The organism is Citrobacter sp. Cpo071 (genome assembly GCF_030332765.1).
Taxonomy (GTDB): domain Bacteria; phylum Pseudomonadota; class Gammaproteobacteria; order Enterobacterales; family Enterobacteriaceae; genus Citrobacter; species Citrobacter portucalensis.
In genome coordinates this window covers 372,645-387,270 of record NZ_JAOWHE010000085.1, presented here as the reverse complement: position 1 = coordinate 387,270, position 14,626 = coordinate 372,645, and the positions used below count along the sequence as shown (strand labels likewise).

Annotated in this window: 16 protein-coding genes; 9 read left to right on the top strand and 7 right to left on the bottom strand. The window is 45.7% G+C overall.

Translation table 11 applies throughout. The features are described from left to right. Window positions 1–114 precede the first annotated feature (114 nt). The 6 genes from OGY09_RS19015 to OGY09_RS18990 form a co-directional block, all read right to left on the bottom strand. Window positions 115–309 (bottom strand): hypothetical protein, encoded by a 195-nt coding sequence (locus OGY09_RS19015; RefSeq protein ID WP_286590809.1) that lies wholly within the window; start codon window positions 307–309, stop codon window positions 115–117. Further along, window positions 299–619 (bottom strand): hypothetical protein, encoded by a 321-nt coding sequence (locus tag OGY09_RS19010; RefSeq protein WP_286590808.1) that lies wholly within the window; start codon window positions 617–619, stop codon window positions 299–301. The genes OGY09_RS19015 and OGY09_RS19010 overlap by 11 nt, the downstream gene beginning before the upstream one ends. 124 nt (window positions 620–743) lie before the next feature. Continuing rightward, window positions 744–935, bottom strand: coding sequence for a putative periplasmic lipoprotein (locus OGY09_RS19005; protein WP_048226717.1), 192 nt, complete (start codon window positions 933–935; stop codon window positions 744–746). Further along, a complete protein-coding gene (locus OGY09_RS19000; protein ID WP_032943187.1) occupies window positions 932–1,345 on the bottom strand; it encodes a hypothetical protein in 414 nt (137 codons plus the stop codon). Before OGY09_RS19000 ends, OGY09_RS19005 begins: the two co-directional genes overlap by 4 nt. A gap of 6 nt (window positions 1,346–1,351) precedes the next feature. Then, window positions 1,352–1,681, bottom strand: a complete 330-nt coding sequence (locus OGY09_RS18995; protein ID WP_032943185.1) for a hypothetical protein — start codon at window positions 1,679–1,681, stop codon at window positions 1,352–1,354. A 45-nt stretch (window positions 1,682–1,726) separates the two neighbouring features. Further along, entirely contained in the window at window positions 1,727–2,341 is a 615-nt protein-coding gene (locus OGY09_RS18990) for a hypothetical protein (RefSeq protein ID WP_032943183.1), read from the bottom strand. 1,381 nt (window positions 2,342–3,722) lie between these two features. On the opposite strand from OGY09_RS18990, the gene OGY09_RS18985 reads away from it, so the two are divergent. From OGY09_RS18985 to OGY09_RS18955, 7 genes are all read left to right on the top strand, one after another. Further along, entirely contained in the window at window positions 3,723–4,079 is a 357-nt protein-coding gene (locus OGY09_RS18985; RefSeq protein ID WP_008784601.1) for a YdiL family protein, read from the top strand. A 48-nt stretch (window positions 4,080–4,127) separates the two neighbouring features. Further along, window positions 4,128–5,348, top strand: coding sequence for an MFS transporter (locus OGY09_RS18980; RefSeq protein ID WP_032943181.1), 1,221 nt, complete (start codon window positions 4,128–4,130; stop codon window positions 5,346–5,348). 240 nt (window positions 5,349–5,588) lie between these two features. Beyond that, window positions 5,589–6,824 carry an MFS transporter gene (locus OGY09_RS18975; protein ID WP_032943180.1) on the top strand — a complete coding sequence of 412 codons (1,236 nt, stop codon included), beginning with the start codon at window positions 5,589–5,591 and terminating at the stop codon, window positions 6,822–6,824. 21 nt (window positions 6,825–6,845) lie between these two features. Then, window positions 6,846–7,712 carry a quinate/shikimate dehydrogenase gene (ydiB, locus tag OGY09_RS18970; protein WP_003836604.1) on the top strand — a complete coding sequence of 289 codons (867 nt, stop codon included), beginning with the start codon at window positions 6,846–6,848 and terminating at the stop codon, window positions 7,710–7,712. Between the two features lie 36 nt (window positions 7,713–7,748). Next, a complete protein-coding gene (aroD, locus tag OGY09_RS18965) occupies window positions 7,749–8,507 on the top strand; it encodes a type I 3-dehydroquinate dehydratase (RefSeq protein ID WP_032943179.1) in 759 nt (252 codons plus the stop codon). A 155-nt stretch (window positions 8,508–8,662) separates the two neighbouring features. After that, window positions 8,663–10,258 (top strand): acyl CoA:acetate/3-ketoacid CoA transferase, encoded by a 1,596-nt coding sequence (locus tag OGY09_RS18960; protein ID WP_032943178.1) that lies wholly within the window; start codon window positions 8,663–8,665, stop codon window positions 10,256–10,258. A 13-nt stretch (window positions 10,259–10,271) separates the two neighbouring features. Beyond that, entirely contained in the window at window positions 10,272–11,423 is a 1,152-nt protein-coding gene (locus OGY09_RS18955) for an acyl-CoA dehydrogenase (RefSeq protein ID WP_032943177.1), read from the top strand. A gap of 54 nt (window positions 11,424–11,477) precedes the next feature. Here the strand turns inward: OGY09_RS18955 and OGY09_RS18950 are convergent, their stop codons facing one another. Next, on the bottom strand, window positions 11,478–12,368 hold the full coding sequence (locus OGY09_RS18950) for an AraC family transcriptional regulator (RefSeq protein ID WP_032943176.1): 891 nt from the start codon (window positions 12,366–12,368) through the stop codon (window positions 11,478–11,480). Between the two features lie 506 nt (window positions 12,369–12,874). On the opposite strand from OGY09_RS18950, the gene OGY09_RS18945 reads away from it, so the two are divergent. Further along, window positions 12,875–13,639: an electron transfer flavoprotein gene (locus OGY09_RS18945; protein ID WP_020996442.1), complete on the top strand. Its 765-nt coding sequence runs from the start codon at window positions 12,875–12,877 to the stop codon at window positions 13,637–13,639. A 21-nt stretch (window positions 13,640–13,660) separates the two neighbouring features. Continuing rightward, entirely contained in the window at window positions 13,661–14,596 is a 936-nt protein-coding gene (locus OGY09_RS18940; protein ID WP_032943175.1) for an electron transfer flavoprotein subunit alpha, read from the top strand. Window positions 14,597–14,626: the final 30 nt, after the last annotated feature.

Here is a 14,626-nt window from a genome sequence, read left to right as displayed (position 1 = left end):
ACCCCCTCTATGGTGGCTACCGTAACCGCCGTGGGGGTGTTCACCTTTAGGACAAGCAAAAGCTGAACCTGACAGACATACTAATAACACTGCTAATAGAATTTTCAATTTAAATTACTTTGGTGAAATAGTTGATATGTTGCATTGAGCTACTACTTGCGTTACGCCATTTGAAGTAGTCTGAATAACACCTTTATCTACCGCATTATCCGGCTCGTTATAGAGAAATTCATAAACAAGAGCATAAGATGCATTATTTGCATTATTTGCATTATTTGCATTATTTGCATTATTTGCATTATTCATCATTATTTGCATTATTTGCATTATTTGCATTATTTGCATTATTTGCATTATTTGCATTATTCATCATTATTACTTCTTGAAGATGTTTAACACCATCCAATTCAGTTACAGAAGAAGAAATATCAAATCCTTCTTTATGGACTATTGCCTTATTGTTATGAATTATCACTATCTTCTCTTGTTCATTAGCTATATTCTCAGAGTAGATAGCGGAATAGCCATTATCACAATCTGCTTTAGTTATATATGTCAGGTCAGCAGCATTAGCACCAAAAGCAGACAACAGTAAAACACCTAATATCAACTTCTTCACATTGCCCCCCATCAGGTAGTCACTAGCAGCGTTTTAATCACAATCACTAGCTAGCAGAGGGTGAACAGCTTCACAGGCTCTACGGGCATCTTCTATTTGTTCCCGTTCCCCTGCTTTACGTTCCTCATTCGCTGTAGCGGCTTGTGCGGCTTCCTGCTGCATCTTCTCTCGTTCCTCTGGTGTTAAGTGTTAAGTTGGCGTGTGCCTGTTCGCTTGCCACGAGGCTCTGTACTTGCTCTGGTGTAGCTGCTGCTATTCCACTGGTGCAGCCTGAGAGCAGAGCACAGGCGATAGCCGCTATTAATACCTTTTTCATTTGCTCACCTGTTCACAGTCCATCTGATATAAAGTGCTATTAGCTGAATTACTGATATCAGTGCTCTGCACCATTGCAGTTATATTACCACCCTTATCAAAAGTCAGATTGTAATCTAGCGAAACAGAATCAACCATTTTTTCATATTGCAAATACACATTCTGTCTATCAGGTGAATTTATTAAATCATCACGAGCGTTAGCCCAATCTAAAGAAAGATGCACCCCGTTATTATCCAGAGCATGAGCACCACTATCATAGATGGTTAATACTCGCTTCTGAGTTATATCAGATTCTTTTTTAGCGCCTTTAGTCCAGCAGACATAGACACCTGTAAAATCTTTTTTATTCTCTGAGTGACAGCCAGCCAATATAGAGCAAGCCATAACAGCTAATAAAATCTTTTTCATTATTAATCACTTTTCTCTAACAGATTGCATCAATAACTTTTCATGTCTCTTTAAAACATATAAAGTTTGGTTATAGTTCTTTAATGCCTTTCCAGCCATCACATATGAACCTTCAGCTTGCCTGAGGTCAAATAACAAATCTTTATATATCTTATTAAGGCTTTTAATGTTCTTTTGGTTAGCGCCTCTGATAGCTTGCTTAACAGCCCTCAACTTTGCATAGTAAGCAAAGTAATACACTTTCTTAGCCATTGTCACAATATAAGCATCATCCCTCTTCATCTGGATGAGGTTAATAGATTCCTTACTGTAGTATTGAATTTTAGCACTAGGCATACAATCACCTTAAAAGAAAGCCTCTATCAAAGAGGCTCTATATTATTATCGTACTGGTTCAAGTTCTTTTGCTACAGCATGATGGTTATGAATAGCAACGAACAAACCACCTAATGGCATTAACACCCACCAAGGGGCGTAATCTCGGACGTTAGCATCATGTGATTCCATATCGTTATGTTTAGTCACAGCCACATTATCTAACGTCAGCATGTTTTCAAAGTGTGATAGACACTTATTATCTACAGTGCCTACTAAGTCTGCTGATACTACTTTATTACTTGTGTTATCAATGGCTGCTGAGTATGCACAAACGTGAGTTGTAACATCACCTGTACTATCACCTACAGTGTAACTACTACCAATAGCAGCGGAATCAACCTCACCACCATAGTTATATTGAGACTCACCATAAGCACCACCAATAGAGTTACTCTGAGAGTGGCCTACAGATGAGCTACCTTGATTACTGTCCCACTGATAGGTGGTGATATGTTCATCTACTTTCATTGTTCTGCTAGGGATACCAAGCTTTGCTACCAACTCTGCTTTAGTCATATTGGAACCATTAACAGTAGAGTGGTCATACTTACTAGGAATGTCATTAACACAACCAGCTAGTAAACCCGCAATAATAGCCGTGAGTAAAAAACGCTTCATTCTGAATGCCTTTATTATCTATATAACACAAACACCACTACAAAATAGTGATGGGAAACAGGCCAAATCTAAAGCCTATGAAATGGGCTGCAATTAAACTCCTAATGTATATTCATGTAAACCAACAGGCACAGATTCAGCACAAATACATTAAGAATTTATTAAGTTACTAATCCCTTCACACCTTCTAATCAGAGTCCATTTCTTAATTCACCGTATACAATTACACGGAAGTTATAACGGATATAACATGTGTGAAATATGTTTATTAATGTTTCTTTTTACCAGGTAGTTATTACCACTTACGCGATAGAGAAGCAGCCTGTAGACGTGTGTTAGCTCTGCTAACTAGCTGAAAGATAACAGACAAGGCATACGGTAGATATGTGGGCATCGCGTAGTTATTTACAGACAAATCACACACTTATAGCCTTATTTCTGCCTTTGGCAGGCACTGAAAAGAGAAAAGATGGTGTTACAGACTAAGCCAATCCTTATAAACCATCCATTAATTGCAGCCGGGAAAGCCCTATAAATTCCCTCATAAGTCTTATAAATCTCCTTATTACTCTTACAAGCCTCCCTATAAGTTCTAAGCCCCCTCGTAGCTTCAGGCCGCCTGTAAGGCCAACACGGAAACAATAGAACAGAAAGAATACAAAGCTGATGGTGGTAGCACACAGCAAGCACACAAGATGAGCCCAAGACCTTGATACATAAGGGATATAGAAATTCTACCAGAATTATCATATAGCACAGGCAATGGTGAGGCCTGAACAGGCTTAACATACAACAGTAATACAATCTCAAGACGGAGAGAAGGCTAACACATTGATATGTATAGATGATTGTAGATTACCATAAACTACACATCCGAACCGACAAGCCCTGTTCTTGCTATGATTTTCTGTAAGAGATTCTAAGGAGTATAAAAACAAAGGGTAGAATTGGGTGGGTTATTGATAGACACGCTTAGGGTGCAGTTGAAGGAAGCGGATTGTTAACATTGCACAACGTGCTGTTGCCTTCTCAGGCTCTGTCGTTTGAAAGGCAATCTCTATCGTGTTTTTGCCGTGCCGCTGACGCCACAAGTATCCTTTCTTTACGGAGTGCTGCAAGTGTGCAATTTTTGTGTTCATAGCTAAGCTTCATGATCTCTAGATTTTCACTGTAAGCCTCGTTATCTCTGGTTACCCATCTCCCACGATGGGCTTTTTTTGTCCTTCACACAGCCAATCCTCCAGCCTTTCCGGGCAACATGCCTCCTCTTCCTTCGGCGTACAACAAATAATATTGCACAAAATACTGTGACTCTCTTCAAGCAGAAATATCCACAGCAATGTTATTACTATTCCACCGTCTTTTATGAAGTGACCAAATAATGAACGCATTAGAACTACAGGCGATCCGCCATATTTTTGCTATGACGGTGGAAGAAAGCGCCAGGTATATCGCGCGCGATAACAATGTTGCCGCCTGGCAGCAATGGGAAAAGGGTGAAAGAGAAATTCCAGAAGACATCATCCGCATTTGTTCAGAAATGAAAGCAAGGAGGAAGTTAAGAATTAATGCAATTATCGACAAAATAAATAATCGTATCGGTAATAACACCATGCGTTTTTTCCCCGATCTGAACGCTTTTCAGGCGGTTTATCACCACGATGGTTTTCTCGACTGGAAAATCTATCAGTCGGCTGCTGTTGAACTCTATGCTCACGATCTCGAGCGTATGTGTTAAGAGATTGCAACGCCATACCTATTTAGCCTCTTCGCTGAGTAACACATTATGAAAAACACCTATTTCTCCACTGCGATAGGGCTGTACCTAAATTACCTTGTGCACGGTATGGGGGTCATTCTGATGAGCCTCAATATGTCTTCGCTGGAACAACAGTGGCAAACCAATGCTGCGGGCGTCTCGATTGTTATTTCCTCACTCGGTATCGGCCGCTTAAGCGTTTTATTAGTGGCAGGGATGCTTTCCGATCGCTACGGTCGCAGACCATTCATTATCCTTGGTATGACCTGCTACCTGATTTTCTTTATTGGCATCATCAATACTCACAGTATTTTTCTTGCCTATGCCTTTGGCTTTTTAGCAGGGATGGCAAACAGTTTTCTCGATGCCGGAACCTATCCCAGCCTGATGGAGGCATTCCCCCGCTCCCCCAGCACGGCCAATATTTTGATAAAAGCCTTCGTCTCCAGCGGTCAGTTCCTGCTGCCAATGATCATCAGCCTGCTGGTGTGGAGCGAACTTTGGTTTGGCTGGTCCTTCCTGCTGGCGGCTGCCGTTATGATACTCAACGGCGTGTTTTTGTTTCGCTGTCGGTTTCCGCCACACCCCGGGCCTCATACCGTCATCCGGGCACAACCTGCTGAACGAGAAACCGCACAACCTGAACATCGTTGCTCCCTGCTCGACCTTGCCAGTTACACCCTGTACGGCTACATCGCAATGGCAACATTTTACCTGGTAAGCCAGTGGCTGGCGCAATACGGACAGTTTGTCGCAGGAATGTCCTATACGTTATCTATCAAACTGTTAAGCATTTATACCTGCGGCTCTCTACTGTGCGTGCTGATCACCGCCCCGCTGGCGCGAAAAGCAGAACGCGCGACATCGATGCTGATGCTGTATACGTTTATCTCATTTGTCGCATTGCTGATGGTTTGTCTGCATCCGACACCCTACGTGGTCATTATCTTTGCGTTTGTCATCGGTTTTTCTTCCGCTGGGGGCGTTGTGCAAATCGGTTTAACGCTCATGGCCGCACGCTTTCCGCATGCGAAGGGTAAAGCGACCGGGATTTACTATAGCGCGGGCAGCATTGCGACCTTCACCATTCCATTGATAACAGCAAAACTCTCAGAAACCAGTATTGCTCACATCATGTGGTTTGATACTGGCATAGCTGCTGTTGGGTTCCTGTTGGCGTTATTTATTGGTTATCGCAGCCACATCGCGTCAAAGCATCAGCTAAAAATGATACAAGCCGTAGAATAGCGTGGATGCAATATTGTTCCCCCCTTCTGCAAAATAATTGGCATATGTTTTAAAACATCAACAAAACACCGGCTGGCAGAGTTCAATTTCACAGTGTGTTATGCAATATACCTGGTAACTTAAACGCCATGCTATGTAGGTTCTGTGGCTGCCGCCCGGTATATTAATTACAAGGTCGCCGCAATTTAAACAATATCGACGAGCACAGAACAATTTTAAAATCCGCAAGGAGTTGTGAAAATGTCTCAAAGCAAGACCTTTAATACGCCATTTCTTTTGGCGATAACCTGTATTTATTTAAGTTATTTCCTACACGGCATTAGCGTCATTACACTGGCGCAAAATATGACCTCTCTTGCAGAAAAGTTTTCCACCGACAATGCAGGAATTGCCTATTTAATTTCAGGCATTGGTCTGGGACGACTGGTGAGCATCTTATTCTTTGGCGTGCTCTCAGATAAATTTGGTCGTCGGGCTATCATTCTGTTAGGGGCTATTCTTTATATACTGTTCTTCTTCGGTATTCCCGCCAGCCCTAATCTGATGATTGCCTTTATTCTGGCCGTTTGCGTTGGCGTGGCAAACTCGGCACTGGATACCGGTGGGTACCCGGCGTTAATGGAATGCTTCCCTAAAGCCTCTGGCTCAGCCGTTATCCTGGTGAAAGCTATGGTCTCGTTTGGGCAGATGATCTACCCCATCGTCGTCAGCACCATGCTGCTCAACCATATCTGGTACGGTTATGCGGTCATTATCCCAGGTGCGTTGTTTGTAGTCATTACCCTGATGCTGCTAAAAAGTCGTTTCCCCAGCCAGATGGTGGATGCCGGCATCGCAAAAGATCTGCCACAGATGAACAGTAAACCGTTGGTCTGGCTGGAAGGTGTGGCATCCGTCATGTTTGGTGTTGCTGCCTTTTCGACTTTTTACGTTATCGTGGTCTGGATGCCGAAATATGCGATGGCCTTTGCCGGTATGGCAGAATCCGACGCACTGAAAACAATCTCTTACTACAGTATGGGGTCGTTGGTCTGCGTATTTATCTTTGCCGCATTGTTGAAAAAATGGGTACGACCTATTTGGGCAAACGTATTTAACGCCGGACTGGCAACCATCACCGCAGCCGTGATCTATTTATACCCATCTCCGCTGGTATGTAACGCCGGTTCATTTCTCATTGGATTCTCTGCCGCTGGCGGTATTTTACAGCTCGGTGTATCGGTGATGTCAGAGTTCTTTCCCAAGAGCAAGGCCAAAGTCACCAGTATTTATATGATGATGGGTGGCGTAGCCAACTTTATTATCCCATTAATCACCGGATACCTCTCTAACATTGGTCTGCAATACATTATTTTGCTGGACCTTGCATTTGCTCTGTTGGCTTTTGTCACCGCCATCATCGTCTTTATTCGTTACTACCGCGTATTTGATATCCCCAAAAATGATGTGCGGTTGGGCGAGCGTTATTTTCAATAAATTGTTTAGAAGGAGTATCAAATGGACGTAACTGCTAAATATGAACTGATTGGTTTGATGGCTTACCCTATCAGACACAGTCTGTCGCCTGAAATGCAAAATAAGGCATTAGAAAAAGCGGGATTGCCATTCACTTATATGGCATTTGAAGTTGATAACTCAACGTTTGCTAATGCAATTGCCGGGCTGAAGGCCTTAAAGATGCGGGGTACCGGGGTCTCAATGCCCAACAAGCAGCTGGCATGTGAGTATGTTGATGAATTAACACCCGCAGCCAAGCTGGTCGGCGCAATTAACACTATCGTCAATGATGATGGTTACCTGCGCGGTTACAATACCGATGGCACGGGCCATATTCGTGCAATTAAGGAAAGTGGTTTCGATATCAAAGGTAAAACCATGGTACTGTTGGGCGCAGGCGGTGCGTCGACGGCTATTGGTGCACAGGCAGCGATTGAAGGCATCAAAGAAATTAAACTCTTTAACCGCCAGGATGAGTTTTTTGCCAAAGCGCAGGAGTTTGCCAAACGCGTCAATGAAAACACCGACTGCGTGGTCACCGTTATCGATCTCGCCGATCGCCAGGCTTTTGCTGACGCACTTGCCAGCGCAGATATTTTGACCAACGGCACTAAAGTCGGCATGAAGCCGCTGGAAAATGAGTCTCTCGTGACCGACGCGTCCCTGCTGCGTCCGGAACTGCTGGTAACCGAATGCGTCTACAACCCGCATATGACCAAATTATTGCAGCAGGCACAAAGTGCTGGTTGCAAAACAATCGATGGTTACGGCATGTTGTTGTGGCAAGGGGCTGAACAGTTCAAGCTCTGGACCGGGAAAGATTTCCCACTGGAGTATGTGAAACAGGTTATGGGTTTTGCCGCCTGACGGGCAAGCATTTGTACAATAGTTAAAGGGTAATCAATGAAAACCGTAACCGTAAAAAACCTCGTTATTGGCGAGGGTGCGCCGAAGATCATTGTCTCGCTGATGGGTAAAGACATCGCAACGGTAAAAAGCGAAGCGCTGGCCTATCGCGAAGCGGATTTCGACATTCTGGAATGGCGCGTAGACCATTTCGCCGATGTCTCTTCCATTGAGGCAGTGCTGGAAGCTGCGCGCACCATCCGCGATGTGATGGCTGACAAACCACTGCTTTTCACCTTCCGTAGCGCCAAAGAAGGCGGTGAACAGGCTCTGTCTGTCGAGCACTATATTGCACTTAACCGCGCGGCGGTAGACAGCAATCTGGTGGATATGATCGATCTGGAACTGTTTACCGGTGACGAACTGGTCAAAGCGACCGTCGAGCATGCGCATGCGAAAAATGTCTTTGTGATTATGTCCAATCACGATTTTCATAAGACACCAGCCGCGGAAGAGATTGTCCAGCGCCTGCGTAAAATGCAGGAGCTGGGCGCAGATATTCCGAAGATTGCCTTGATGCCGCAAAATAAAACGGATGTTCTGACGCTGCTTAGTGCCACGCTGGAAATGCAAGAACGCTATGCCGATCGCCCGATAATCACCATGTCGATGGCTAAAACAGGGGTGATTTCACGTCTGTCTGGTGAGGTTTTTGGTTCAGCGGCAACCTTTGGGGCAGTAAAAAAAGCCTCCGCACCAGGACAAATTTCGGTCACCGACCTGCGTACTGTATTGACAATATTGCATCAGGCTTAATTACAGATATATCCATATAAATATCAGTAATGCCCCACCCCAGATATTCGTCTAACCACGGATATCTGGCCGGTAATCAAGCGTCATTAAATAACTCACAATATTATTGTCGAATATAGCGACAGGTAGTCGCACGCATATAATCTGGAGTTCACATGAAATTTTCAAGGCCAAATCGTATAGATGGTCGGGTACCCGTATTATCCGCTGCAGATGCAGTCAATTATATTCCTGATGAAGCAACGCTTTGTGTATTAGGTGCTGGAGGGGGTATTCTCGAAGCAACAACATTAATTAATGCACTGGCTGAAAAATATAAAAACTCTCAGTCACCGCGAAATTTAGCATTGATTAGTCCTACAGGTTTGGGTGACCGTGCCGACCGGGGAATTAGCCCACTGGCACAGGAAGGTTTAGTCAAATGGGCATTATGCGGACACTGGGGACAATCACCGCGAATCTCCGATCTGGCTGAACAAAGTAAAATTGCCGCCTATAACTATCCTCAGGGCGTATTAACCCAAACCCTGCGTGCATCGGCGGCTCATCAGCCGGGGATCCTTAGTGATATCGGCATTGGTACATTTGTTGACCCTCGCCAACAGGGCGGTAAGCTGAATGAAGTGACCACCGAAGATCTGATCAAATTGGTGGAAATTGATAACAAAGAGTATCTGTATTACAAGGCCATTGCGCCAAACATCGCCTTTATTCGCGCCACCACTTGCGACAGTGAAGGCTACGCCACCTTTGAAGATGAAGTGATGTATCTTGATGCGCTGGTGATTGCCCAGGCCGTACACAATAACGGTGGCATCGTTATGATGCAGGTGCAAAAGATGGTGAAGAAAGCCACGTTGCATCCGAAATCGGTGCGTATTCCCGGCTATCTGGTCGATATTGTGGTCATCGACCCCGACCAAACGCAACTGTATGGTGGCGCGCCGGTTAACCGCTTTATCTCTGGCGATTTTGTTCTCGATGACAGCCAACAGACTGCCCTGCCGCTCAATCAGCGTAAACTGGTGGCCAGACGCGCCCTGTTTGAAATGCGCAAAGGTGCGGTCGGCAACGTTGGCGTAGGCATTGCCGATGGCATTGGCCTCGTCGCGCGCGAAGAAGGCTGTGCTGACGATTTTATTCTGACAGTCGAAACGGGTCCGATTGGCGGCATCACCTCTCAAGGTATTGCTTTCGGCGCCAACGTCAACACCCGCGCCATTCTGGATATGACCTCCCAGTTTGACTTCTATCACGGTGGTGGACTGGACGTGTGCTATTTAAGTTTTGCCGAAGTCGATCGCCACGGCAACGTCGGCGTACACAAATTCAATGGCAAAATCATGGGTACCGGCGGTTTTATCGATATTAGCGCCACCTCCAAAAAAATTATTTTCTGCGGCACGTTAACTGCCGGAAGTCTGAAAACGGAAGTTGCCGATGGCAAGTTAAATATTGTGCAGGAAGGTCGGGTGAAAAAATTCGTCAACGAATTACCTGAAGTGACTTTCAGCGGAAAAATTGCTCTCGAACGTGGACTTGATGTGCGTTACATCACTGAACGCGCTGTATTTACGTTAAAAGCAGATGGTCTTCATTTAATCGAAATTGCACCGGGAGTCTCTTTACAGGAAGACATCCTGGACAAGATGGATTTCACGCCAATTATTTCGCCAAATCTGAAGCTGATGGACGAAAGATTATTTATCGATGCCTCGATGGGGTTTGTATTACCCGACGCCGCCAATTAAAAGGAGTACCCTGATGGACTTTTCTTTAACTGAAGAACAAGAACTGCTGCTTGCCAGTATTCGAGAACTGATTACCAGCAATTTCCCGGAAGAATATTTCCGTACCTGCGATCAGACGGCGACCTACCCGAAAGAGTTTATGCGTGCCCTGGCGGACAACGGTATTTCGATGCTGGGCGTTCCGGAAGAGTTTGGTGGCATCCCGGCGGATTACGTCACACAGATGCTGGCGCTGATGGAAGTTTCAAAATGCGGCGCACCCGCTTTTTTGATCACTAACGGTCAGTGCATTCACAGTATGCGTCGTTTTGGATCCGCTGAACAGTTGCGTAAGACCGCAGAAAGCACCATGGAAACGGGCGATCCAGCGTATGCGCTGGCATTAACCGAACCGGGAGCTGGCTCCGACAACAACAGCGCGACCACCAGCTACACTCGCAAAAACGGTAAGGTCTATCTCAACGGGCAGAAAACCTTTATCACCGGCGCGAAAGAGTATCCATATATGCTGGTACTGGCCCGCGATCCGGAGCCAAAAGATCCGAAAAAAGCTTTTACGCTATGGTGGGTCGATTCGAAGAAACCCGGCATTAAGGTTAATCCGCTGCACAAAATCGGCTGGCATATGCTCAGCACCTGCGAAGTTTATCTTGATGACGTTGAAGTGGATGAAAGCGATATGGTCGGAGAGGAAGGCATGGGTTTCCTCAACGTCATGTACAACTTCGAAATGGAACGTTTGATCAACGCTGCACGCAGTACCGGTTTTGCTGAATGCGCCTTCGAAGATGCCGCCCGTTACGCCAACCAGCGCATCGCATTCGGTAAGCCAATTGGTCACAATCAGATGATCCAGGAAAAACTGGCGCTGATGGCGATTAAAATCGATAACATGCGCAATATGGTGTTAAAAGTCGCCTGGCAGGCCAATCAGGAACAGTCTCTGCGCACCAGTGCAGCGCTGGCAAAACTGTATTGTGCACGTACTGCAATGGAAGTGATTGATGACGCCATTCAGATTATGGGTGGACTGGGTTACACCGACGAAGCACGCGTTTCCCGCTTCTGGCGTGATGTCCGCTGTGAACGCATTGGCGGTGGTACAGATGAAATCATGATTTACGTCGCGGGTCGCCAAATCCTGAAAGATTATCAGAATAAGTAAACAGTAATGCTTGCCGGATAGCGCAAATGCGTTATCCGGCACATGCCAGGTTAATCATATTTCTGGCATCAAACATTCCTGTTCTACAAGGTTATTTTTAAACTGCTTACGATAATCGCTGGGGGTACAACCCACATGCCGCTGAAAGAGTTTGGCAAAGTGATCGACATTTTCATACCCTACCCGCCAGGAAATTTCTGCCAACGAGGACTCCGTATTCGTCAGGGCAAATTTTGCCTCTGTCATTCGCCGCTGAATCACATAATTAATCGGCGAAATACGATACTCCTTAGTAAACTCATGACAGATATAGCTCACGCTGGCACGAAATTTCTTAGACAACTGTTCCAGCGTAATTTTCTCTCGAAAGTTGTTATTTAAATAAACCAACACATCTTTAATTAAGATATCTTTTTTAATATATCCCTGCTCAGAACGATAAGCATTTTTAAAGTTTTCGTAATATAAAACAGTTAATGCATAAGCGAAGGCGTCATAAGCGGAAGACGTCAGGTTATTCTTGCTCTGCGGGATCATAACACTCAGTTCATTAAAGATACTTTTAATAACCTCTTTGCCCTGGCTGACGCTAATAACCGGACACGAGTGCATCTGCAAGAGTTGGTTCTCCTGCCAGTCGTTGAAACGAAAGCCGTAGAGCGCACAGGTGTAAGTGGTTGCAGGTGCACTGCTATCGGAAGCAACCGCATGTAACCGCCCTTGTTCTATCACCACGATGTCACCTGCATGTGCGACATACAGCGAAGAGTCGATAATTAGTCTTGCGACACCCTTTTTTACATAGATAAGCTCTGTTTCATTGTCATGAACATGATGACCCGACTCCCAGTTAGGATCATCACTGATGACAAATCGCGAAAATCTCGGGGTTTTTCCCTGTTCAAAAAGGGTCTCCATGGCATTATCAAAACAGCGTTGATACATGACAACCTCCACCGAAAGGCAGTAATTTTGCGGATAATTAATATCGAAAAGTAAAAACGATGAAGACGTTATACAACGTTATTCTGTCCAGGCGAAACAAAATTATTTGCGTCGTCTGCAAGATGACACCTCCAACTTCAGCACGCTGCTCGCACAAATTGTTTTTATTTTAAAATAACAGGAAAGTGTAAATGTTATTAAGTCAGCAATAATAATTTACACACCAGAAACAAAGTGCATGCAGAAACGGATAAAAATATGATCCATTTCTCAAAAAAACGTCTCGATTTTATTTCCATATTTATCACTTTAACACCCGACGTCGTCTTTACGTTCATAAACTCAGCATTCCTAAAGTCCTTTTTTTTGCAAGATTGTTGGGAATGAAAACAGATTGCCCCGTCGAAAACAGTCTCCCTCTGCCGCACACTATTTTCAGTCAATTTTCCCTACTGTTGATGATGGCACTCCCCGTCATCATCAACACGAGAATCACTGGAGATGCCATGAAACTAATAACCTGCTTTAAGTTGGTGCCTGAAGAACAGGACATTGTTGTTACCCCAGAACGTTCGCTTAACTTTGACCGGGCCGATGCCAAAATCAGTCAGTTTGATTTGAATGCAATAGAGGCCGCGACGCAACTTAGTGCGGAAGGTGATGAAATTGTCGCCTTAACGGTTGGCGGCTCGCTACTGCAAAACTCCAAAGTGCGTAAAGACGTACTGTCCCGCGGGCCGGACAGTTTGTTTATGGTGCAGGATCCCCAACTGGAGCATTCATTACCGCGAGACACGGCTCAGGCGCTGGCCTGCGCGGCCAAAAACATTGAATTCGACCTGATGCTGTTCGGCGAAGGGTCTGGAGACATCTACGCCCAGCAGGTTGGCTTACTGGTTGGCGAACTCTTACAACTTCCGGTGATTAACGCCGTCAGCAACATCCAACGTAACGGCGATCGCATTGTGGTTGAACGTACGCTGGAAGACGAAGTTGAAGTGATTGAACTGTCGCTCCCCGCCGTGCTGTGCGTAACCTCGGATATCAATACGCCGCGTATTCCCTCGATGAAAGCCATTCTGGGCGCAGGTAAAAAACCAGTCACACCGTGGCAAGCCAGCGATATTGGCTGGACACCTGCCTCACCGTTAGCAGAACTGGTGAGCCTCACCGTTCCGCCACAAACAGAACGTAAGCACATCATTCTGGAAAATGACTCAGCAGAAGCCATCGCCGAGCTGGCTGAGCATCTGAAAAAAGCCCTGAACTAAGCCCAACGGAGAGAAATTATCATGAGTAAATTAGCTAACGTATGGGTGTTCAGCGATAACGTAGAACGCTATGCAGAATTAATGGCCGGCGCACGCCTGTGGGGTGAACAGGTACACCTTATTGTACAAGGCAACGAACAGGCCAATCAGGTTAAACCTCTGGGTGCCGATGAGATTGTCGTGCTTGAAACAACGTCTGGTTTACAGCGTGTTGAAAATTTTGCCGAGACCATCGCCGCCCTGATACAAGAACATACCGGGCTATTGCTGATGCCAGCTACAAAACGCGCTAAATCCCTTGGTGCGCGGTTAAGTATTCAGCTCAATGCAGCGATGGTAAATGACGCCACGTCGGTAACGCTTGATGATGGCTCACTGTTCGCAGAACACCGTATGTACGGTGGCCTGGCATTCGGCAAAGAAAAAATCAAAACAACTCAGGCAATTATCACCCTTGCCCCAGGCGTACTTGAACCGGTAGAGGCTAATGCTTCACATACCTGCCCTGTTGTCTCTGCACCTTACATCGCACCACACCATGAAATTATGTGCCAGGAACGTCGCGCCAAATCCGTGAGCAGCGTGGATCTCAGCAAAGCCAAACGTGTGGTGGGTGTGGGCCGCGGCCTGGTTGCGCAAAACGATCTGGAGATGGTGCGCCAGTTGGCATCTGTACTGGGTGCAGAAGTGGGTTGTTCACGACCGATTGCCGAAGGCGAAAACTGGATGGAACGCGAACGCTACATCGGCGTTTCTGGCGTGTTACTGAAATCGGACCTTTACCTCACCCTCGGCATTTCAGGACAAATTCAGCATATGGTTGGCGGTAACGGCGCGAAAGTCATTGTTGCCATCAACAAAGATAAGAAAGCCCCTATTTTCAATTACGCCGATTACGGACTGGTCGGCGACATCTACAAAGTCGTTCCGGCTCTTATCGAGCATCTCAGCCGCTAACCCCCACATTTAACGCACATATCCCGCTGC